Origin of the sequence: Granulicella arctica, assembly GCF_025685605.1 — a bacterium.
Lineage (GTDB): Bacteria > Acidobacteriota > Terriglobia > Terriglobales > Acidobacteriaceae > Edaphobacter > Edaphobacter arcticus.
Genome location: NZ_JAGTUT010000001.1, coordinates 548,362 through 569,720, shown reverse-complemented (window position 1 = coordinate 569,720; position 21,359 = coordinate 548,362). Strand labels below are relative to the sequence as shown.

General features: G+C 57.1%; 18 protein-coding genes. 9 read left to right on the top strand and 9 right to left on the bottom strand.

The features are described 5' to 3' along the window. Nucleotides 1-37 precede the first annotated feature (37 nt). The 7 genes from OHL20_RS02310 to OHL20_RS02280 all read left to right on the top strand — a co-directional run bounded on the left by OHL20_RS02310 (nt 38) and on the right by OHL20_RS02280 (nt 8,505). A complete protein-coding gene (locus tag OHL20_RS02310) occupies nt 38-1,258 on the top strand; it encodes a GumC family protein (RefSeq protein ID WP_263381605.1) in 1,221 nt (406 codons plus the stop codon). Then, nucleotides 1,255-2,580 carry a lipopolysaccharide biosynthesis protein gene (locus OHL20_RS02305; protein ID WP_263381604.1) on the top strand — a complete coding sequence of 442 codons (1,326 nt, stop codon included), beginning with the start codon at nt 1,255-1,257 and terminating at the stop codon, nt 2,578-2,580. The genes OHL20_RS02310 and OHL20_RS02305 overlap by 4 nt, the downstream gene beginning before the upstream one ends. Further along, entirely contained in the window at nt 2,577-3,809 is a 1,233-nt protein-coding gene (locus OHL20_RS02300; protein WP_263381603.1) for an O-antigen ligase family protein, read from the top strand. The genes OHL20_RS02305 and OHL20_RS02300 overlap by 4 nt, the downstream gene beginning before the upstream one ends. Further along, a complete protein-coding gene (locus OHL20_RS02295) occupies nt 3,806-4,999 on the top strand; it encodes a glycosyltransferase family 4 protein (protein ID WP_263381602.1) in 1,194 nt (397 codons plus the stop codon). The genes OHL20_RS02300 and OHL20_RS02295 overlap by 4 nt, the downstream gene beginning before the upstream one ends. Continuing rightward, complete coding sequence (locus tag OHL20_RS02290; protein WP_263381601.1) at nt 4,983-5,828, top strand: WecB/TagA/CpsF family glycosyltransferase; 846 nt, start codon at nt 4,983-4,985, stop codon at nt 5,826-5,828. The genes OHL20_RS02295 and OHL20_RS02290 overlap by 17 nt, the downstream gene beginning before the upstream one ends. 58 nt (nt 5,829-5,886) lie before the next feature. Further along, nucleotides 5,887-6,942, top strand: coding sequence for an aldolase (locus OHL20_RS02285; protein WP_263381600.1), 1,056 nt, complete (start codon nt 5,887-5,889; stop codon nt 6,940-6,942). A 159-nt stretch (nt 6,943-7,101) separates the two neighbouring features. Next, the gene (locus tag OHL20_RS02280) at nt 7,102-8,505 is read left to right on the top strand and encodes a cytochrome P450 (RefSeq protein ID WP_263381599.1); all 1,404 of its coding nucleotides are present in this window, start codon (nt 7,102-7,104) and stop codon (nt 8,503-8,505) included. Here OHL20_RS02280 and OHL20_RS02275 read toward each other — a convergent pair. The 8 genes from OHL20_RS02275 to OHL20_RS02240 all read right to left on the bottom strand — a co-directional run bounded on the left by OHL20_RS02275 (nt 8,502) and on the right by OHL20_RS02240 (nt 15,664). Further along, entirely contained in the window at nt 8,502-8,981 is a 480-nt protein-coding gene (locus OHL20_RS02275) for a single-stranded DNA-binding protein (RefSeq protein WP_263381598.1), read from the bottom strand. The two genes, OHL20_RS02280 and OHL20_RS02275, sit on opposite strands and share 4 nt — an antisense overlap. A gap of 66 nt (nt 8,982-9,047) precedes the next feature. Further along, entirely contained in the window at nt 9,048-10,361 is a 1,314-nt protein-coding gene (locus tag OHL20_RS02270; protein WP_263381597.1) for a hypothetical protein, read from the bottom strand. Nucleotides 10,362-10,397: 36 nt separating this feature from the next. Beyond that, complete coding sequence (locus tag OHL20_RS02265) at nt 10,398-10,625, bottom strand: hypothetical protein (RefSeq protein WP_263381596.1); 228 nt, start codon at nt 10,623-10,625, stop codon at nt 10,398-10,400. A 27-nt stretch (nt 10,626-10,652) separates the two neighbouring features. Continuing rightward, nucleotides 10,653-11,207, bottom strand: coding sequence for a DUF420 domain-containing protein (locus tag OHL20_RS02260; RefSeq protein ID WP_263381595.1), 555 nt, complete (start codon nt 11,205-11,207; stop codon nt 10,653-10,655). Then, nucleotides 11,208-12,137 carry a heme o synthase gene (cyoE, locus tag OHL20_RS02255; RefSeq protein WP_263381594.1) on the bottom strand — a complete coding sequence of 310 codons (930 nt, stop codon included), beginning with the start codon at nt 12,135-12,137 and terminating at the stop codon, nt 11,208-11,210. 665 nt (nt 12,138-12,802) lie between these two features. Further along, on the bottom strand, nt 12,803-14,545 hold the full coding sequence (polX, locus tag OHL20_RS02250; RefSeq protein WP_263381593.1) for a DNA polymerase/3'-5' exonuclease PolX: 1,743 nt from the start codon (nt 14,543-14,545) through the stop codon (nt 12,803-12,805). A gap of 74 nt (nt 14,546-14,619) precedes the next feature. Next, nucleotides 14,620-14,829, bottom strand: a complete 210-nt coding sequence (locus OHL20_RS02245) for a cold shock domain-containing protein (RefSeq protein WP_263381592.1) — start codon at nt 14,827-14,829, stop codon at nt 14,620-14,622. Between the two features lie 181 nt (nt 14,830-15,010). Next, complete coding sequence (locus OHL20_RS02240) at nt 15,011-15,664, bottom strand: NUDIX hydrolase (protein ID WP_263381591.1); 654 nt, start codon at nt 15,662-15,664, stop codon at nt 15,011-15,013. A 132-nt stretch (nt 15,665-15,796) separates the two neighbouring features. Here OHL20_RS02240 and bshC point away from each other — a divergent pair, with 132 nt between their 5' ends. Both bshC and OHL20_RS02230 read left to right on the top strand, forming a co-directional pair. Next, the gene (bshC, locus tag OHL20_RS02235; RefSeq protein WP_263381590.1) at nt 15,797-17,416 is read left to right on the top strand and encodes a bacillithiol biosynthesis cysteine-adding enzyme BshC; all 1,620 of its coding nucleotides are present in this window, start codon (nt 15,797-15,799) and stop codon (nt 17,414-17,416) included. 35 nt (nt 17,417-17,451) lie between these two features. Beyond that, on the top strand, nt 17,452-17,760 hold the full coding sequence (locus OHL20_RS02230) for a hypothetical protein (RefSeq protein WP_263381589.1): 309 nt from the start codon (nt 17,452-17,454) through the stop codon (nt 17,758-17,760). Nucleotides 17,761-17,764: 4 nt separating this feature from the next. Here OHL20_RS02230 and OHL20_RS02225 read toward each other — a convergent pair whose 3' ends face one another. Then, nucleotides 17,765-21,319, bottom strand: a complete 3,555-nt coding sequence (locus OHL20_RS02225; protein WP_263381588.1) for a TonB-dependent receptor — start codon at nt 21,317-21,319, stop codon at nt 17,765-17,767. Between the last annotated feature and the right edge of the window lie 40 nt (nt 21,320-21,359).

Here is a 21,359-nt window from a genome sequence, read left to right as displayed (position 1 = left end):
CCCTTCATTGATACCATCTCCAATTCAGGAAAATTGGGTGACCAATGCAAGTCTGCTCTGGGAGAAAAGATTGTTTCTCGGGTATGTGGGCGCCTGCGCACTCCTAGTAAGTGCAATCATTGCTTTTGCTATGCCCAAGGATTACGAGTCGACAGCTCGTATTATGCCACCTGACCAGGCTAGTTCTGGAGCCGCCATGTTGGCAGCTATCGCAGGCCATTCTCTAGGTAGTCTAGGGAGTCTTGCTGGAAGTCTGCTTGGGAGTAAAACCTCAAGTGCTTTATTTATCGATTTATTACACAGCAGGACAATCGGTGATCATCTTATTGATCGCTTCGACCTTCAGCGGATTTACCACAAGCACTATCGTATCGACACCATAAAATATTTGGCACATCGAACTGTGATTACAGAGGATAAGAAGAGTGGCATTATTAGTATTACCTTCACGGATACTGACCGGCAGCGCGCTCACGATGTTACCCAGGCATACCTCGAAGAACTGAACAGCAAGATTACTCACTCGAATACATCATCTGCACGCAGAGAACGAGAATTCATTGAAAAGCGTTTGATCAGTGTCCAAACTGATCTGCTGGATGCGGAGAAAGCGCTTAGCCAATTTTCTAGTGTAAACACAACACTTGACATCAAAGAACAGACCCACGCGATGGTGGATGCCGCCGCCAAATTGCAAGCAGAATTGATCGTCGCACAATCGGAGGTAGAGTCACTCAAGGAAGTCTATGGCGATCAAAATATTCGTGTTCGGGCAGCACAGGCACGCATCGCCGGATTACAACGCGAATTATCAAAGATGAGTGGTAGTAGTGATCCTCTTATAGAGACAAGTGAAGGTAGTCCAGTAAATTCAAATATTTATCCCTCGATTCGCCAGCTTCCAAGGCTTGCAGTTCCCTATGCAAATCTTTACCGGCGTGTCCGCATTCAAGAAACCGTTTTTGAGCTGCTTTCGCAGCAATACGAGATGTCACGCATTGAAGAAGCGAAGGACACTCCTGTTGTCAGTATCGTAGATCCACCCCTCGTTGCAGAGAAAAAGTCATTCCCGCCACGCCTTCTTGTTATTGTGGTGTTTACTCTTTTCTCGATATTGGCAGCGTCTGTATTGGTAATTGCTCTTCATCTCTGGACCCGGATGAGTAGCATTGATCCTCGCAAAGTGCTTATAAGAAGGATTGCAATGGATATGCGAGTGTGGGTCCGAGGGCTCTTCACACTTAGAGGACCACTGTGAGACAGCATCTTGCAAATGCATTCTATGGAACCCTTGACTACGCTACCTATCTAGTCATGATGTTGTTGCTCGTACCCACCTTGCTTCACCATCTTGGATCCACGCAATATGGGGCATGGGTAGTTAGCATGGTGGCCATTAACGTCGGCAGCATCATCGCATCAAGCTTTGGAGATGCGAATATTCAGCTTTTAGCTACTATGCACAGCAAGAATCAACGAGATGATCTCGTGGTGGTTACCATAACGATATTGGGCATTAACCTGTTGCTGGGTGTGACAGTAGCTTCTTTGCTCTGGATGTTTGTACCATTGGTTGCAAATCATGTCGCTCCTGACAATTGCGAATTGCAGACTACCTGCTTCTGGTCACTTCGTTTCGCAAGTCTGTTGATCTTGATTCGAGCAATGGAAAGCGTATGCGTTAGCACGCGAAGAGTATTCGGAAGGTATGGGGCTGCTGTTCGGGTTAGTATAGTTGCTCGCATGCTAGCCTTAGCGGCCACTGTTGCTCTTGCTTTATTAAACTGTGAACTGATAAGCATTATGTTTACAATGGCCTGCTTTGTTGGTCTTGGTAGTGTGGCGCAGCTACTTCAGATCCGGCACAGCCTTTACGGGGTCACACTCTTGCCTCACACTAACACCAAAAAGTTAAGAGCCTTGTTTGCGTTTGGACCATTCAATTGGTTGCAGGCGGTTGCTGGAGTACTCTTTAGCCAAGCAGATCGCCTGATTCTTGGCGTATCGCTAGGGGCAACCGCTGTAACAGTGTATGTCTTCTGCCTCCGACTGGTACAGCCTACTTATGGACTCAAAGCCGCCGGACTTCACTTCTTGTTTCCCTATCTGTCGGGGCTCTACGCCACATCAGAAAATCCTGATGAGATTCGAAAACCGGTATCGCTAGCTCTTGGTTTATACATAGGTATCACTTTTCTTGCTACAGCATTCGCATTGCTCTACGGGCGTCGTCTTTTGGGATTATGGTGGGGTAGTCGGATTGCAATTAGCTCTGACTTAATGTTGAAACCTATTGTCGGGAGCTCTGCCCTCTTAGGGTTGAGTGTTACAGCCTACTATGCGCTCCTAGCGTTAGGAAATGTCCAAATTTTCACCTGGTCAAACCTTTTTGGTGGCGGAATAATGTTGACATTCATGTGTTTTCTCCTAAAGTGGGGACCGAGCGGAGTTGCCTGTTCTCGTCTTGCTTACGGGGCTATAGCCTTGGTGATGTACTACCCGCTGGCTAAGTTGTTCTATTTGTCTACATGTTCCAAGGTCACACCAACCACAGTAGACGCGCAGATTGGGGAAGCATGATTGCGAGTGCTACATTGTTCGATTCGCCGATCATCAGATCTGGCAGGGTGCTTTCTATGATTGTGGGATTTTTCTTCTCATTTAGGCTCATCATTACCCTCATTTCTGTGCGAGGCTTTCACGCAGATGCGCAGGTTGGAGCCGCATTAGGAATCGCCTTAAATATGTTTTTGCTTGGCTGGACCGCCTTCTGCGCATTTGGTCCCGCAGATGTGAGCTATCAGCCTATCCTCCAGGCTGCCTGCGTGCGCTGGGTAGTCGGATATCTTTGTTTCTCAGTTTGTAGTCTTTTCTGGACCGAAGCGATGTCGATATCGGCTGCGCTTGCTTATTGGACCGCCATGGCTGCCGATGTAGCTATTGTTGTTTTTCTGTTGCGAGCGGATGATTCCGATGAGGTCTCACTATCGCTCATGAAAGGCTACGTCATCGGATCCTGTGCTGTTGGATTGTTGGCGTGGGTTCTTCCCGCACAATCTGACCTTCGACTAGGAGACGAGGAACTTTTAGGACCTAACCAAATTGGTTATCTATGCGCGTTCGCAATCTTCTTTGCTCAATATCTGGTGATCAAGCAAGCGCCCAAGTGGGGCTGGGCGGCAATACTTCTCGCGGTGACCCTCGTTCGGAGTCTTAGTAAGACTTCAATCATTGCATTCGTATTTGGAGAGGTTCTTATCCTTGTTTTTAGCAAGACTATTCGCCGCAAGAATAAAGTCATCATTGCATTGTTTGTTAGTGTGGGCATGGCTGCTTTTCTACCCTTGCTCGAGGCTTACTACGATGTTTATACAAATGCGGGGAATCAAGCAGAAACTCTGACCGGAAGAATAGGGATCTGGGCAGTTATTTTTGATCGAGCACTTGACCATCCTTGGATCGGTCATGGGTTTCATTCGGTATGGAAGGTGATTCCATCCTTTGGACTGTTCGAAGCAAGACATGCTCACAATGAGGTTTTGCAGCAGTTCTACGCCTATGGTGTTGTAGGTGTGTTGATGCTGGCTGGCCTCTACTTCAGCCTTTACGATCAAGTTCGGAAGCTCGAATCGCAGCCTATAAAAATCCTTTTATTTGGATTATTGCTCTTTGTAGCTATTCGAGGCTTAACAGACACAGAGGTGTTTGATATTTCGCTGCCGCTTTGGGCAATTACGCTTCTCAGCCTCAGTCTGCGTGGAACTGATTCTTCGCCGTCAAGATCCTTCCAGCGAGAGGAGTCGATATGAAAGTGATGGTTGTCGCGGTCTCTTCCACTGGTCATCTGTCTGGTATACCGCGTCATGCTGTAAATATTGTTTTGGGTCTACTGACATGCTCCGAGATTTCTGAAATTAATTTGGTTGCTGCGGAGTGGCAGATGCCTTCACTGTTACAGTCAATGCCAACGCTGGACCCTCGATTGCGTTTGCATCCTGTCTTCATAGCAAAATCTTCGCTGAAACGAAATTTCTGGTATTACTTTGAATTGCCAAAATTGGCTCTAGCGCTAGAACCGGAGATAGTGCATCTTGCTTACCCTGTACCCCATAGGAACCAGAGCTTTACCTGTCCGGTGGTTGTTTCACTACATGATCTCTATCCCTATGATATTCCAGCGAACTTTGGCTTTCCTAAAGTATTTGCAAACCGAATCATTCTTCGACAGTGTCTTTGTTCTGTAAATGCTATTGCCTGTGTCTCAGAGAGCACTGCGAGACGCTTGGAGGAGATTACGGACAGGAGCCTCGTCTTTAAAACGAAAGTTGTCTACAACAGTGTTGATCTGTGTGAGCGCACTGAGTTTTCTCATCATTGCTCAGCTATCGTGAGTACGAATCCATTTATTCTGTGTGTGGCACAGCACCGGCGCAATAAAAATATCTGCTTTGCTTTAGAGATCTTCAGGGAGCTCATCTCTAGAAGCCAGTTCCCAGCAAATATGCTTCTTGTTTTGATTGGTATGGAGGGTCCAGAAACTAGAAGTATTCAGAAATTGGTTCAACTCTTGAAGTTGGAGAAAAGAGTTGTTTTTCTCTGTGATGTCTCGGATGCAGAGCTGGGTTGGTTTTACGATAAATGTAGATTTCTGCTTGCTCCTTCCCTGGTGGAAGGGTTTGGAATGCCAATAGTTGAGGCGATAATTCATGGAACTCAGGTTGTTTGCTCCGATATAGCTGCGTTTCGGGAAGTTGGAGCTTCCTACTGCAATTATGTTCCGTTGGATGACTCAGCCGAACAGTGTTTTGTTGATACCTGCCTTGATGTTTTAGATAGACCACCATTGCCGGTGCCTCTTGTAGAGCGGTTTTCGCTGGCGCACATCGCTCAAAGCTACCTGGATTTGTATGAGTGCCTTATCGCTGAGGGAAAAGAAAGAGGATGGCACGGGGCACCGGCCCGATCGGTGCAAGAGGGCGCAAATGATCCTTTGTACTGAAGACAAGAAAGCGAACGTGCTTGGTGTCTCTATAGATGCCGTCGACATGGAGGGGGCTTTGACGCGTTTAGCGTATAGCTTGAGACATCGTCTTAAGGGATACGTTTGCCTTGTGGGCGTCCACGGTGTAATGGAATGCAAACGAAATCCGGTTCTGGCGAACATTATTAATAATGCAAGCCTGACTGCTCCAGATGGTATGCCCACAGTTTGGGTCGGTCGCCATCAGGGACACGCGGGGATGAGGCGTGTTACTGGGCCGGACCTTATGCTTGAGGTTATCTCAAGGGAAGAGTTCCGAGGTTACTCTCATTTTCTGTGCGGAGGTAAAGAGGGTATAGCCGTGGAACTTCGAGCACAATTGGAAAAGAGATTCCCATCTGTAAAAGTTGTAGGGACCTTCATGCCTCCCTTTGAGGCAATGTCCTTAGCTCAGGAGGAGGCATTTGTCTCTTCGGTCAATCTTCTTCGACCTGACATCGTGTGGGTAGGTATAAGTACTCCGAAACAAGAGCACTTTATGAGCCGCTATCTGCCACTACTAGACACCACTTTGATGTTTGCTGTGGGAGCGGCTTTTGATTTTCACACGGGTCGCATAGCTGATTGTTCTGAATGGATCAAGCAAGCGGGTTTCCAGTGGCTGCACCGTTTCTTCCAGGATCCCAAACACCTTTGGAAGAGATACCTGATGAACGTTCCTGCGTTTCTCTTTCACATATCGTTACAACTTACAGGGTTCAAATCCTATGAGGCTAATCGGATGCTGGAGCAGGGTAGAAAGACCCACACGTCCGAAGGTGTGGGCGTTGGTTCTGCGCGGCCCTAGAGTTACTGACTGACATTTATCTGATGTCCTTCGGGATTGATTGTTGTCAGGCGACCAGATGCGAGAAAGGGATGTCACTGTGGTTGAGAAAGGTTCAGAGCGAAGTGCCTCCGGGATCGGACTATCTGTAGCAATTAGAGAAGTTCTAGCTGACGATGATCCATTACGCTGCAAATGGGTCTTGTCCGAGAGAGCCGTGTTTTATCCACTTGGCTTTGCTATAGAGATTGTGACCAATGAGCGTGAGGTTCTGGAGATAGCCAGTCGGTGCTGGGGAAATGCGGGACAGCTATATGCGGGGCAAATGTTTCGGATCGAGATACGGGTCGGTGACAGTAAAGATGGCGGATGCCCTCCGACTCCTGTTATGCGGGCAAGTCGTCATCTAGTCTCGATTGTTGCAGATCTAAGCAATCACGCTGCTTGTGACCTGATAGCCAAATTTTCTACGACTTATCTCAGCCGCAACACCCTCAAGCATCATGATTATCTTCATTATTACTTTCTTGATCCCGTTGCAAATCTTCTTGTGGGCATGTCTCATGCTGTCGGGTTACACGCTGCTTGTGTCAGTCTTAAGGGGTTTGGCGTGTTGCTTAACGGGCCTTCCGGGGCGGGTAAATCTTCGCTGGCGTACGCATGCGCCAGGGCGGGGTGGATCTACACTTCAGATGATGGAAGCTTTCTAGTCGATGATGCTACCGCAGTGCGTGTTGTTGGCAACTCTCGCCAAGTGCGCTTTCGTCCATCTGCGCGTGATCTCTTTCCAGAGATAGGTCACTACGACCTTACACCGCGTGCGGCCGGTAAACCATCGATCGAGATTCCAACTTTACACTTCCCATGGATGCTCACTTCGCGGGAGGCTTTAGTAGGAGCCGCCATCTTTCTCAGGCGACAGCCAATCGAGGCTGCCGAGCTTGTGTTGCTTCCCGCTGGCACAGCATATAGGTCTTTTTACGAGGAGCTCTTTCCTGTACCTGAGGTGCGCTATCTGCAGTCTCGTGTGCTGCAGCATCTTGCAAAGATTGATGCCTATGAATTGCGATATGAGGATATCGATCAAGCGGTAGTCTGCCTCAGGGAATTGGTTCAGCGGTCAACCAAGACTTAGCGATTCACTTAGAGTAAGAATTGGGACGATTCCGATGTGCGTTGATCTCGCCGTATTATTTTGCATCTGAAGCAGTAGTCGGACTTGGGAGCAATTTGTCAGCGATCTACGCTCTCAATAGTGATGACTGCTGTCTATAAGCTAATGGGAGATTTGGGCTTGGCGAAGGAAGAGGCATTATCCAACGTTGCTGAAGAACACCGTTCCAGCTTCCCCGCAGGTCCTTCACTCTTTGGACGCCTACGAATCGGGAAGCTCTTCGCAGTTGATTCGCCGGAAGGTCTCCAACAGAACAAAGATATCTATGGGGACGTGCTGAGCTTCCGTACCCCCTACGGCTACCGCCAGTTTCAGTTTAATCATCCTGACGATATTCAGGACTTACTTATTGGCGATGCGTCGCGTCATAGTCGCGGCATCGTTCTGCGGCGGGCGCGAGGGATTCTCGGCGACGGATTGCTGACAAGTGAGGACCCAATTCATATTCGGCAGCGTAAGCTTGCGCAGCCTGCCTTTCACAGATCGCGCATTGCTGGTTATGGTGCAACGATCGTCCGGATCACGGAAGAGATGACGGCCAGGTGGGAGGATGGCGCGAGCATCGAGGCGCATGAGGAGATGGTCGCGCTAACGTTGCGGATCACCAGTCGCTGCCTGCTCGGGACCGATGTCCGCCCCGATATCCAGACCTTTGTCGATTCAATGAAGACCTTTAACGACTATCTGCCGTACGCTCTGCTGCCTGGAGCGACGCTGCTCGAGAAGCTGCCAATTGGGCCGATGCCTGGCATGAAGCGAGCGCTTACGGCGCTCGACGCTCTAATCTACGGGATTATCGGCGAGCGACGCCGGGAAGAAGCGGATGGTCGGGAGCCGAAGGATGACCTGCTCGCCATGCTGCTGGGCGCGAAGGATGATGAGGGGCGCATGGACGATCGGCAAGCTCGGGACGAGGCGTTGACGATCCTGATGGCTGGGCACGAGACGACCGCGAGCGCGCTTACCTTTGCGCTCTGGCTGATTGCGAAGCATCCTGACGTGCAGGAGCGAATGCGGGAGCAGGTGTTTGACGGGATTGGAGATGCCGCGCCGAGGGCGGGTGACTATCCGAAGCTAGGCTATGTTGCGCGGGTGTTTGCGGAGTCGATGCGGATGTATCCTCCGGCATGGATCAGCGCACGAACGGCTATGGAGGATTACACGATGCGCTCAGGGCTGTTTATTCCGAAGGGATCGGCTCTTGTGACTTCGCCGACCGTGGTTCAGCATGATGCGCGATTTTATCCCGAGCCGGAACGCTTCGATCCGGAGCGCTTCACCGACCAGGCCAAGGCGGCACGGCCCAAGTTCGCTTACTTCCCATTCGGCGGGGGAACGCGCCAGTGCATTGGCGAGGGCTTTGCGTGGATGGAGGCAGTGTTGATGCTGGCCACGGTGGTGCAGCATTGGCGGCTGTCGCTGCCAGAGGGATCGCCGGAGGATCTTGAGTTGCTGCCTCGCTTCACGATCCGTCCAAAGCATGCGGTACCGCTCAGACTGGAACGCCTGAGCGGTAGGGTTTAGAAGGGAATGTCGTCGTCGGTGATGCCAGTGTCGGCGTAGTCTGGCTGGGTTGCGGGGGCTCTCTGATCGTAGCTGGCGATGTTGGAGCGAGAATAGCCGCCGCTTGATGCGCTGCTGCCGCTGGATGCTCCGTCGCCGCCGCCCTTGCCGAGGAGGGTAAGTTCATTAACCAAAATCTCGGTCCGATACTTCTTCTGGCCTGATTCTTTGTCATCCCAGGAACGCGTCTGGATTTTGCCTTCGACGTAGATCTGCGTGCCCTTCTTGACGTAGTCGCGGACGATCTCGGCGGTGCGATTGAACGCTACGAGATTGTGCCACTCGGTCTTGTCGGCCCAGTTGCCCTGTGCGTCCTTTGCGCGGTCGGCCGTGGCCAACGTGAAGCTCGCAACCTGGGTTCCGCCTGCGGTAGCGCGCATTTCGGGATCTTTACCGACGTTGCCGAGAAGAAGGACTTTATTGACGCCTTTTGCCATATGGGGTGCTCCAGTTCGAAGGTTCGCAACGTTGAGGATAGCAGATGGGAGCCAGTGGGCAAGGGCTCAGGGCTGTGTAGAAGTAGCCTTGATGGCGGCCTTTGCGGAGGGTTCGCGGGGCCACTTGAGGGCGATGTGGTCGATGACCTGGTCGAGGAAGTCGCCTGGATTGAGGGCGTTCTCAGAGGCTGGCTGGATGAAACGGATGATCCCTTTGGGGTCGGTCGCGATGAGGAGAGGGAAGTCGGTGGCGGCGAACTCGGCGAGGGTTTCGGGCGGAACGATAAGAGTTGGGGTGCCGCGGAGGATCTCGGCGGGTGTCTTTGGCGCTATCGGGGCTGTGGGTTCGAGTGCCAGCTTGGGCGTGGTCTTCGGTGGTGCGGCGACAGGTGGTGTTGGCTGGGCCAGTAGGCCGTAGAGGTGCACGTCCTTCTCGCTGATGCGGAAGAGGGCTGGGAGGAAGGCTTGGCCCATGCGGATGCATTGCGCGCACCAGTCGGGGAAGAGGAAGAGGACGGTTGATGCGCCGTAGTCCCGATTGATGCGCGGAGTCTCGGTTGGGGAGTAGAGCGAGACGGAGAGTCGTATTCGTGGGAGCGGTTTGCCGAGGAGAGCGTACTGGCGGCGGGCATCGGCGATCAGTATCGACTCGTCGTTGGGTAGAGGCGTGACGGTGGCGAGTGCGGTGTCCACATCTTTGACGGTGACTGCGGCATCGACGGCTGATCCGGCTAGCTGCTGGAGCGCGGCAAAGGCGAGACCGTTGGTGTAGAGCTTGTGGATGGGAACTGCGTTCGGGCTGGCCTTTCTCTCGGCGAGGAGAGCGAGGATCAGCGGCTCGCGGTCTGCGTAGAGCGTTAGGGCGTCTGGGGTAAAGGCTAGTTGCAGGTAGTGAAGCGCCTCGTCGGTGGCTTCGTCTGCAAGGGCTTCGTACGGAACTGCTTTCAACATGGCCTGGCTGCTGGCGAGGGCGGCTTTGGGATCGTTGGCATGCAGGTTGGCATCGATTTGGTACGCGTAAGCCTGTGCGAGTTGGGGCTTTGTCGGGTCGGTATTGGTGATGTAGCGTCCGGCAGCGCTGCTGACGATGGGCCATTGCTGGCCGAGGGCGCAGAGGCGGGCAAAGGCGATGAGGTCGTCTCCGGCAAAGTGGTCTGGTGAGCGCGTGGAGCACTGCTCGCTCGCCTGCTTGACGGCGATTCCGAGCGCGCCGGTCTCGGCGTCGGACCAGTTGCCGATGGAGCGGCGGGTGATCTCAAGCGGCTTCGTGACTTCGTCGTAGGCGGCTTGCGGCGAGAGTTGCGGGGTCGGAGTCTGACCGAAGGCGAGGCAAGAGAGGAGCAATGTGGCTGCTACGACAGATCTTAAAAACGCGGCCACGATACTCGCTCCAATCTGAGGGAGGATATCAGACGCCTAGCGGCGACGCAGGTCGCCGAGGAGCTTGAGCAGGCCGAGGGTCAAGGTCAGGGTGCCGGTGGGAAGGCAACCGAGGGCGATGACCAGGGCGAGCCAGCCGGAGTTGGTGTGTGGGCCTTGCTTGCTTACTCCGCCGAAGGCATAGAGCATGAGTGCGGCGGAGATGGCCCCGGTGCCGAAGATGTAGATGCCGGTGCGGAGAAGTTGGCGTGTGTCTGACTGCATGGAGATTCGGGCGCTCGCTTGGTTCGTCTAGTGGATCGTGGCCTGCATGGCGTAGACGATGACTCCGGTGACGGAGACGTAGAGCCAGATGGGAAAGGTGTAGCGGGCGAGCCGCTTGTGGGCGGGAAAGCGTCCGGTGAGCGAAAGAAAGAAGGTGATGAGGATGAGCGGAAGCGCGAGCACGGAGCAGAGGATGTGCGTGGCGAGCAGCTTCCAGTAGAACGGCCACCAGGCGCTGAGGCGATTGAAGTGCGTCTCGCCGTGGAGAGTGAAGTTGAGCAGATACGAAACGAGGAAGATTGAGGAGAAGAAGAAGGCCGTGAACATGGCGGCACGATGCTTCGTGATCTGGCGGCTGCGGATGAAGGTGAAGCCGACGAGGAGCGCTATGGTCGAGAGCGCGTTGAGGACGGCGTTCAGCAGCGGGAGGGAACGGAGGTGCGTTCCGGTGACGTCGGAGGGTGCGTGGAAGTAGACGAGATAGCAGATGAGCGCGCTGGCCAGGGCGCTGACGACGATGATGGTCGCGATGACCGAGGGCGGGGTGCGCAGCGTGCTTGGCTTGGTGAGGGTGCTGTCCATTTAGAAGAGGAGTCGTCCTTTTGCGTCGAGCATCATGGCGGCTAGAAGCAGTGGAAGGTAGATGACGGATGCACGGAGCAGGTCGCGGGCGTACTGGCGCGAGATGGCTGCGTCGGGCTGACGAATGATGCGGGCGAAGCGGATGGTGTACCAGAGATAGCCGAGGCCAAGGAGTGTGGCAGCGACTCCGTAGGTGTACCCGGCGGTTCCGAGGCTGACGGCCCAGAGGCTTACGGGGATCATCAGGACGGCGTAGAAGAGTGATTGGACGACGGTGGAGCGGGCGGCGTAGGCGGTGTTTGGCAGTGTGGGGGTGAGACGGATGCCGGCGCGGGCGTAGTCGTCGCGATACATCCAGCCGATGGCCATGAAGTGGGGGAACTGCCAGACAAAGAGGACAGCGAAGAGGGCGACGGCGGGCCACTCGATGACACCGCGGGCGGCGGTCCAGCCGATGAGCGGCGGCAGGGCTCCGGGGAAGGCGCCGATGAAGGTGTTGACGGTGGTGACTCGCTTGAGCGGCGTATAGATCGCTACGTAACTGATGGCGGTGAGTAGCGTCAGAATGCCGGTGAGTGGGTTGGTGACCCAGGCGAGATAGAGCGAGCCGAGGAAGACGGCGGCGAAGCCGAGCGCCAGACCGTGGGCGAAGCCGATTCTTCCGGCGGCCATGGGGCGATTGCCGGTGCGGCGCATCAGGGCATCGGTCTTTCGTTCGAGCGCCTGATTGAGGGCGCTGGAGCCGCAGGTGACGACGGCGATGCCGACGAGGGCTTGAATGAGACCGGCGTGGAAGGGGCTGATGCCGCTGCGAAGGCTGCCGAGGTAGAAGCCGGCTCCGGCGGTGATGATGATCATGAGGGTGACGCGGAGTTTGAAGAGGGTGGCGTAGTCGGCGAGCAGGGTTGGCGCGGCTTTGGTCGGCGCCATGAGCTGATCGGAGGTTACTGAGGTGGCCACATTTCAAGGATACCGCGTTTATTTAGTGGGCTTTATGGGAAGTGTGCCGGGTCATCGTGGCGCTGTACTTCTGTTGTGGCTTGAAAGGGACTTTCTGGTCTGAATTGTGTTTTTTCCTAAAGTCCAAAGTCTTGATAACAGAAGGTTTAGGTCTGGACGAGTCTGATGGGTCGAGGAGTCTGAAGGGAATATGAGGGTTTGTGAGGGTTAGATTTGTCAACCAAGCAGGTCTTATTTTGGGATATCACGGCAGATGCGGGTTCCACTTCAGGACCGATAGGAAACAGGGCGGATCTTATTTTTTCAAAAGTCCAAAGTCTACATAACAGGCGGGTTAAGTCTGGACCCTATTCTGGCGTTTTACCTGGGTAGGGCGTGTGGGATCTGGATTTGTCAAGTAGGGGACTTTTGCCGGGAAGGGTTGTACACTCCCACCTCCCAAGTTCGGGAGATGGGGCACCCTGGCGTCATTGAGGCTGACGGAAGGAAGGACAATGCGGGGTGACGTGAGTTTGGGTTGAGCGCAGAGCAGGGCAGTGGCATCCATTCCAGCAAACGCAGGTTCCCTTCGGGAATGACAACCCGAAAATCGACGGCAAAGGCCATCCATTGCAGTGATGAAGGCCAGGGAGCGCTTAGGGTTTGGGGCGGAGTGCGGCCATGAAAGCCTCGAAGGGGTAGGTGTTGATGACGTCGGCGGGGGAGAGCCAGGCTCGGCGGAGCTGGGTGATGCCGTAGGCCATCTGGTCGAGTTCTTCGGTGGCGTGGGCGTCGGTGTCGACTACTATTTTGCAGCCGTGCTGCTTGGCGAGGCGGAGGTGGAGGTCGTTTAGGTCGGCTCGGGCTGGGCTGGCGTTGTGCTCTACGGCTACGCCTAGTTCGGCGGCGCGTTTGAGGATGGCGTCGATGTTGATGGCGTAGGGTTCGCGGCGAAGGAGCTTGCGGCCGGTGGGGTGGCCGAGGATGCGGAGGTACGGGTTTTCGAGGGCGCGGAGGACGCGGGCGGTCATCTCTTCGATGGGCTGGGCGAAGTGGGAGTGGACGCTGGCGACGACTACGTCCATCTGGGCGAGGGTGCTGTCGTCGAGGTCGAGGGTGCCATCGGCGAGGATGTCGACCTCGATGCCGGGGAGCACGCGGATGCGGCCTTCCATCTCGCTGTCGACCTCGCGGATACGTTGGATGTGCGCGAGGGCGCGGGCATCGTCGAGACCGTTGGTCATGGCGAGATTCTTGGAGTGGTCGGTGATGGCGATGTAGTGGAGGCCGCGTTCGAGGGCGGCTTCGGCCATCTGGCGGATGGTGTCGCGACCGTCGGTGGCCTCGGTGTGCATGTGGAGGTCGCCGCGAATGTCGGCGCGGGTGATGAGGGTGGGAAGGGTGTGGGCTGCGGCTGCGTCGAGTTCGCCGCAGTTCTCGCGGAGTTCGGGCGGAATCCAATCCATGTCGAGGGCGTTGTAGATGTCCTCTTCGGTGGCTGCGGCGACGATGACGTTGTCTTCCAGCCGGAGGAGCGCGTACTCGCTGAGGGTGAGGCCGCGCTTGATCGCGCGCTGGCGGAGGGCTACGTTGTGGTGCTTGGAGCCGGTGAAGTATTGGAGGGCGGCACCGTAGCTGGCGCGGGGGAGGAGGCGAACGTCGACCTGGAGGTTGTTGCGGAGGGTGAAGGTGACTTTGTTCTGGCCGCGGGCCATGAGCTTGTCGATGAGCGGGAGGGTGGCGACGTACTCAACGGCGGCGGCAACGATGTCGGGTTCGCAGGCGGGGCCAGTGGCGAGGAGGTCGAGGTCGCCTACGGTCTCGCGGCCACGGCGGAGGGAGCCGGCGGGTGTGACCTGATCGATACCGGGGAAGGCGAGGATGAGGGCGGCGATGCGGTCGGCGTAGTCGCGGGCCTGATCGATGCGGAAGCGGCTGGAGTTCTTCCGATGATCCTCGATGCCTTTGAGGAGCTTGACGACGAACTTTTCGCCCATGCGGGGGAGTGTGTTGAGGTCGCCTGCCTTGGCGGAGGCCTCGAGGCCGTCGATGTCGGACACGCCGAGCGCCGACCAGACGAGAGCTACTGTCTTTGGACCCATGCCGGGGAGGCGCAGAAGTTCGAGCATGGTGGGACGGTATCGCAGGAGAAGATCGTCGCGGAGGGGCATGGTGCCGGTGTTGACGAGGTCGGCGATGCTGGCGGCCATGGCTTTGCCGATGCCGGGGATGGCCAGGAGCAGTTTGGGGTCGGTGATGAGGGTAGAGAGTTGCGTGGTTTGTTGCTCGACAGCTTCTGCGGCACGCCGATAGGAGCGGACCCGGAAAGGATCAGCAGAATCTATTTCAAGCAGCGCGGCGGTCTCGTCGAGAAGCCGCGCAATCGTAATGTTGTCCATAGGCGCAGTAGACGGATGGAATCCGTGCTCGCCCTAGTATGCGACAGGAGGCTCGTCCAGAGCGAGCAGGGACACTATTTGATGCGAATTACCTGGTCTGCCTGTGGGCCTTTCGAACCTTCAATAATGTCAAATTCTACGGGGTCGCCTTCTTTGAGGCTTTTATATCCTTCAAGCTGAATGGAACTGTAATGCACGAATACATCGGCCCCTTCGTCCCTGCCGAGGAATCCGTAACCTTTCGCATTGTTGAACCACTTCACTTGCCCTTTGTACTGTGCCACGGTTGTCTCTCCTTGCCTTCTTTCAATGAGCTGTGACAAGCCTCTTGACGAGAGTGAGACGCTGATCTGGCGATCATGGTTTTCCCCCTTCCCGACATAAACAGAATGAGGCACAAATGGGGCAAAGCAGTGTCGTCTAAGTGACAGAACTCCTGTATTTACAGGGTGTTTGTCGCTTATCTTACAAAGTGCGGCCTGCTCGTACAGCGGCATCGTAAAGAGACAAACCGATGATGGTTTTTCCGTCGTGGATCTGGTTTGAGGCGACGAGTCGCATGGCTTCGGAGAGGGGGATGCGGTGGATCTCGATGTGTTCGTCGGGCTCGGGCGTGGCTGTGCCTTCGCGGATGTCGCGAGCGAGGTAGATCTGCATCCATTCGCCGAGGAATCCGGGGCTGGCGAAGTACTTGGTAAGGAGCGTCCAGCGTTTGGCGCGGAAGCCGGTTTCTTCGATCATTTCGCGTTTGGCGGCGGCGAGGGGTTTCTCGCCTGGCTCGATGCGACCGGCGGGGAGTTCTATGAGGAACTGGCCGGCGGCGTGGCGGTACTGGCGCTCGAGGATGACGTCGGGGTCCTTCGGATTTTTGGAGTCATCGACGGCGAGGATGACGACGGAGCCATTGTGGCGGATGACGTCGCGGACGTTCTTGTTGCCGCCGGGCTCGATGACGGTGTCGGTGTAGACGTTGAAGACCTTGCCTTTGTAGGCGAGCTTGGAGCTGACGAGCTTCGCTTTGAGCGAGGATTTCGGTTTGCCGAAGTGCTGTGGTGTGACAATGGCAGAGGTTGGATTCGCTGCGGGCTTGGGAGCGGATTTTCGTGATGTGGCGGCCATGGGGCTACGGTATCATCCTGCATCGGGAGGGTGGTGCGGGGCATCCAACCAGAGGCACTCCATAAAGCAGCAAAAGATGATGATGTCGGTGGAGCTGTGCAGGCGCTATCCGGATTAGGGAATGAGTGGTCTATGAGTACTGAGTGTTACCCGATTACCGTCCTGCCGCATGTCTCCCGGTTGTACCAGGATTACCTGGCGATGGGCGATGGCGCGGCTGACGCTCCAGCGCGGCGATGGTATGGGGCTGAGCCGTTTGCCGGGCGATGGATTGGGCGTGCGGTGACTCCGGCAAGTGCGGGTGTTGCGGATGCTCTTGCGGCGCAAAGTGTAGCGTTTGGGGCGGGTCCGGCGGCGATGGCGAATATTGCGAAGCTTCGGGCGGGGGCTCGGGCGGTGGTGACCGGGCAGCAGGTGGGGCTGTTCGGGGGGCCGCTGCTGACGCTGCTGAAGGCGGCTACGGCGATTGCGCGGGCGAAGCAGGCTACGGCGGCTACGGGTGTGGAGCATGTGCCGATCTTCTGGCTGGCGACGGAGGACCATGATCTGGCGGAGATCGATCATGTGGCGCTGCTGAGCAAGACGGCGGTGGAGACGCTGCGGGTGAGCCATGCTGTGGGTGTGCATGCTGCTCCTGTGGGCGGGATTGTGTTGGATGAATCTATCGAGGGTTTGCTGGAGCAGGCGAGCGAGTTGCTCGGATATGCGCCGGTGTGCGACCTGCTGCGGGAGTGTTATACCCCGGGGCAGAGCTTTGGGGGAGCGTTTGCTCGGCTGATGGCGAGGGTGTTCGCGGCTGAGGGATTGATTGTGATGGATGCGGCCGGGCGGGAGTTCCACCGGCTTGGGGCGTCCACGCTGCGGTATGCGATTGAGCATGCGGATGAGTTGGCCGCGGGGCTGATGGCGCGGACGGCTGAGCTTGAGGGTGCGGGGTATCACGCGCAGGTGCTGGTGGGGAGTGGGGCTTCGCTGCTATTTCTGGTGACTGCGGTGGATGGGGTGCTGGATCGACAGGCGCTGAAACGGCTTTCGGATGGTGGGTGGAAGGCAGGGAAGCAGGTTTACTCGACGGCGGAGCTGCTGGGGATTCTTGAGGCGGAGCCAGAGCGCATCAGCCCGAATGCGCTGCTACGACCGGTGTTTCAGGATACGATTTTGCCGACGGCGGCTTATGTTGGTGGGCCGGCTGAGATTGCTTACTTTGCGCAGAGTGCGGTGTTGTATGAGGCGATACTGGGGCGGATGACACCGGTGCTGCCGCGGCTGAGCGCGACGTTGATTGAGCCGGCAATTGCGACCGTAATGGATCGGCACGAGGTGCAGTTGCCGGATGCGATGGCTACGGCGGAGGCTTTGGCGCAGCGGCTTGGTGCGCGGGCGATGCCGATCGAGGGCAAGCGGAAGCTGGCGGCGGTGGGCGGGGCGATGGACGCGGAGCTTGAGGCGCTGACGGAGTACCTGGGGGCTATGGATGCGAGTCTTGGGCGGTCGGCCAAGGTGGCGGGCAGCAAGATGCGGTACCAGATGAATCGGCTGCGACGGATGGCGGCTACGTTTGAGCTGCAGAAGGAGGCGAGTCTGCGGAAGCATGCGGAGGCGCTGACGCTGCATCTGTTTCCAGAGGGTCATCCGCAGGAACGGGTGCTGGGTGGGGTGTTTTTCCTGGCAGCTGCGGGCGATGGGCTGATTGAGCGGTTGGTGGTTGAGGCTGAGAATCTTTGCCCGGGGCATGTGGTGATTCGGCTCTAGCTTAGCGGCTAGAATGGGTGCCTGAGGGGTGTGCGATGGGCATGAGTGATGAGGTGTTTGAGGTAAGTTGTCCGGACTGTGGAGCCATGCTGAAGGTGGACCCGGTGACGCGGACGATCATTGCGCACACGCCTGCTCCACGGAAGAAGATGTTTGAAGACTTTGGTGAGGCGGCGAAGGCTCTGCGCGAGAGCGATCAGCGGCGGGACAGCCTGTTTCAGCAATCGGTGGATGCGCAGCGGAATCGCGATGATGTGATGGCGAAGAAGTTCGCTGAGGCCGTGAAGAAGGCTAAAGAGACTCCAGATACGGGTAAGCCGCTGCGGGATTTTGACCTCGATTAGCTGCCTAGAACTCCAACTTTACTGACACCTGTCCGGTTCGGTTGCCACCGAAGTCGGAGCCACGTGCCTGGGTGATGGTGCCGAAGCCGGGACTGGTGACGTCGAGGTTGGGGTCGGCGAGGTTGGTGTGGTTGAGGATGTTGGTGAAGGTGCCCTCGGCGCGGAGGTGGAGGGTCTCGGTGACATGGAAGGATTTGGCGACGCCGCTGGAGAGGCTGATGGTGCCGGGGCCGGTGAGATCGCCGATGCTCTCAGTGCCGAAGCGACCGATGGGGGCGACGGGATTGCTGTTGGCGTCGACGCCGCCTACGTCGCAGGCTCCGTTCTGGAGTGAAGTGAAGCCGGTGGAGCCGGGGCAGGCGAAGGCGTTCGGATTGAACCACTGGGTGCGTGTGGGGTGGCTGGCCTTGCCGCTGGCGACGCGGTCGGGACGCTGCTGACGGAAGAAGAGAGTGCCGGAGCCGGTGCCGGATGGGTCGGTGTTGCTGCCTGAGATGTAGGCGGAGATGAAGGGACCACTCTGCATGACGAAGATGTTGGAGACCTGCCAGCCACCGACGGCGAGGTCGGCGAGGTGGCCCATGCTATTGCCGAAGCGCTTGCCGCGACCGATGGGGAGTTCGTAGACGGAGCTGGTGAGCCAGCGGTTGCGGCGGGTTCCGGTGACGTTGCCGTAGTCGACGTGGCGGTCGTAGGTGTAGGTGGCGTCGTAGCCGCCCTGCTCGTCGACGAAGCTTTGAGTGCCGCTGGCTGCGCCGTAGGTGCCCTGATTGTCAGCGAGGTTTTTGGCGAAGGTGTAGGCGCTATCGAAGGAGAGACCTTTTGAGAAGCGGTGGGAGAGTTCTACCTGGCCTGAGTGGTAGCTGGCCTGTGCGGAGGTGGCGCGGTTGTAGATGGAGTAGAAGTTCGGGAAGGGGAAGGCGGTTCGGGGCTGGCTGGCTGCGGTGGTGGTGCTGGAGTAGGGGAGCATGTTGAGCTCGGGCTGCCAGACGAGGTGCCAGGTCTTGAGGCCGACGTAGGAGACGCGAATGCCGAAGCCGTGGCCGAGGTCGTGGTCGATGGAGAGGTTGGTCTGGAGGGAGTAGGGGTCGTGCCAGTTGGTGTCGACGGCGGAGTAAAAGGTGGTGCTGCCGTAGTCGGGACCGGTGTAGGCGTTGGTGGAGGCGGCGGAGATGTTCGGGAAGACGAAGGCGGGGCCGGTTGGAGTGATGGTGTTGTTGAAGGTCTGGAGGTTCGACTGGAGGGTGCCGGTGAGGGCGTAGAAGAGTGCTCCCGAGGTGGTGATGTTGTAGTAGCCGACGCCGCCGCGCAATGCGGTTCGATCGTTACCGAAGGGCCGGTAGGCGAAGCCGAAGCGGGGTTCGAATCGCAGCTTCGGCGTTGAGCGGAGACCAGCAGGCAGGCCAGCCTGCGAGTTCGAGACGACCGGCGTGCAGGGTGCTCCATTGACGGAGGCGTTGGTCGCGTAGGGGTTGGTGACTCCAGCGACGGAACAGGCGTTTACGTTGGCGAGTTCCTGCGTGGAGAGAAGGCTCGCGTTGCCGTCGGGATAGATGAGACGCCCGGATTTGGCGACAGAGGGATCGAAGTTGGCGATCTCTCCGTTGGAGGCGGCAAAGGCGGGGTGGAGCTCGTAACGGATGCCGAAGGTGAGGTTGAGGTTCGGCGTTGCCTTCCAGTTGTCCTGCGCGTAGACGGCATAGGCGGTGGCGGTTCCGTTGTTGTCGGTGGTGATGTTGTCGGTCTGGGTCTGGTACGGGGTGCCGACGAGGAAGTCGGCGAACTCGTTGCCGGTATAGCTGCCGGTCTGCTGAAAGTAGAAGTTGCCGTAGTTATCGGACGGCGAGAAGCCTAGCGGTGTGAAGGCGTTGAGGCGGCGCACATCGCCTCCAACACGGATGGTGTGACCGGCGTGCTGCCAGGTGACGTTGTCTACATACTGAAAGAGGCGCGAGCGTTCGGTGGAGTTGAGGCGACTGCCGACGCTGGTCAGCTGCGTGAAGCCGAGGTGGCTCAGGCCGTTGAAGGGGAAGGTGGGGCTGAGGCCGTTGAGCTTCGCGGCTTGCTGGAGCGTAGCGCCGTCGAAGGGATTCTGGCTGCCATCCTGCTCCAGGGTGAAGCCGAAGCGGACTTCGTTCGCGAGCTTGGGAGTGAACGCGAAGTTGAAGGAGGCCGCGAAGATGCGGTACTGCGCGAAGCCGGTGCCGTTGGGCAGGGCGAGAGCACCGGGCTGGATCTGGTTGATGCTTTTGTTGGTGTAGCGGGCGAAGAAGTTGGCGCGCTGGCCGAGGTTCTGATCGACGCGTAGGTCGTACTGATTTGAGTCGATGCTGTTGGGGCGGGTGCTGAGGTAGTTGTAGCCGAGTCCGGCGAGCGAATCCTGCACTGACTCATTCGGGTTGACGTTGGGATCGGGGAAGAGGGACAGGAAGGCAGCGGAGCTTGGATTGATGGTGGGAAGGGTGGCTCCGGGATAGATGCCGCCGGTGAACGGGTTGCGGAGGGTGGAGGTCTCCTGCGAGAAGTCGCCGCGCTTCATGCGTGCTGTGGGGACGAGGTACTGGACGACGGCGGCCTCGGGAAAGCGCAGACCTTCGTAGGTGGCGAAGAAGAAGGTCTTGTTCTGGCCATGGTAGAGGTGGGGGATGTAGACGGGGCCGCCGATCGAACCGCCGAAGTCGTTGGCCACTTTGTGGGGCTTGTTGGCGGCGTCGGTTCCGTAGGGGATGGCGTCGAAGGCCTGATTCTGGAAGTACCAGAAGGCTGAGCCGTGGAGATGGTTCGAACCGGATTTCGTGATGGTGGTGATCTCGCCGGGCTGGCCGAACTCGGCGTTGTTATTGACGCCGTCTACGCGAATCTCGGCGATGGATTCGGCAGAGGGGAAGGCGTCGCCGAGGATGTTATTGGAGGTTTGATTTTGGGCGGATATGCCGTCGACGGTGGTCTCGGACTGGGAGGGAAGGCCGCCCTGGATGGAGAACTTGATGGAGGGGTTGGGCGAGGTTGAGGGCGGTGGAGGGTAGGCGCCCGAGTCGGGCTGGATGCCGGGGAGGGTCTGGATGACGTTCAGTGGCGAGGTGGAGCCAGCGCCGCGATAGTTGGCGGGGAGGTCGAGGACATCGCGGGGGCTGAGCGTGGCGGCGATTGAGGCGTTTTCGGTAGTGATGGTGCCGGAGCTTGAGGCATCTACCTGGACGGTTGCGCTTACGGAGGCTGGCGAGAGGGTGACGTTGAGCGTGAGTTGCTGACGCGCTGTGAGATGGACGCCGACCTCGGTTTTACTGGCAAAGCCGGGGAGGAGGTATTGGATGGAGTAGGTTCCGGGTTCGAGATTGAGGGCGGTGTAGCTGCCGTCGGAGCCGGAGGTGATGGTTCGATCGGTGTTGCTCTCCGTGCGGTGGAGGATGATTTTCGTGCCGGGTACGTCCGCATCGGTGGTGTCGTGGACGACGCCGTTGATGGAGCCGAGGGTCGATTGTGCGGAGGCGGATGAGGCGATGATGCCGGCACCGAAGACGAAGAGTAAGAAGCGACGTTTGCACGGGCGTACGAACATGATGATCTCTCTGTGTGGAGCGTGTTGATGGTCGTCGTAC

Coding starts and splice junctions, on each gene's coding strand:
- OHL20_RS02300 (WP_263381603.1), top strand. CDS start 2,577: ATGATTGCGAGTGCTACATTGTTCGATTCGCCGATCATCAGATCTGGC.
- OHL20_RS02295 (WP_263381602.1), top strand. CDS start 3,806: ATGAAAGTGATGGTTGTCGCGGTCTCTTCCACTGGTCATCTGTCTGGT.
- OHL20_RS02290 (WP_263381601.1), top strand. CDS start 4,983: ATGATCCTTTGTACTGAAGACAAGAAAGCGAACGTGCTTGGTGTCTCT.
- OHL20_RS02285 (WP_263381600.1), top strand. CDS start 5,887: ATGCGAGAAAGGGATGTCACTGTGGTTGAGAAAGGTTCAGAGCGAAGT.
- OHL20_RS02275 (WP_263381598.1), bottom strand. CDS start 8,981: ATGGCAAAAGGCGTCAATAAAGTCCTTCTTCTCGGCAACGTCGGTAAA.
- OHL20_RS02265 (WP_263381596.1), bottom strand. CDS start 10,625: ATGCAGTCAGACACACGCCAACTTCTCCGCACCGGCATCTACATCTTC.
- OHL20_RS02260 (WP_263381595.1), bottom strand. CDS start 11,207: ATGGACAGCACCCTCACCAAGCCAAGCACGCTGCGCACCCCGCCCTCG.
- cyoE (WP_263381594.1), bottom strand. CDS start 12,137: ATGGCGCCGACCAAAGCCGCGCCAACCCTGCTCGCCGACTACGCCACC.
- polX (WP_263381593.1), bottom strand. CDS start 14,545: ATGGACAACATTACGATTGCGCGGCTTCTCGACGAGACCGCCGCGCTG.
- OHL20_RS02240 (WP_263381591.1), bottom strand. CDS start 15,664: ATGGCCGCCACATCACGAAAATCCGCTCCCAAGCCCGCAGCGAATCCA.
- bshC (WP_263381590.1), top strand. CDS start 15,797: ATGAGTACTGAGTGTTACCCGATTACCGTCCTGCCGCATGTCTCCCGG.
- OHL20_RS02230 (WP_263381589.1), top strand. CDS start 17,452: ATGGGCATGAGTGATGAGGTGTTTGAGGTAAGTTGTCCGGACTGTGGA.
- OHL20_RS02225 (WP_263381588.1), bottom strand. CDS start 21,319: ATGTTCGTACGCCCGTGCAAACGTCGCTTCTTACTCTTCGTCTTCGGT.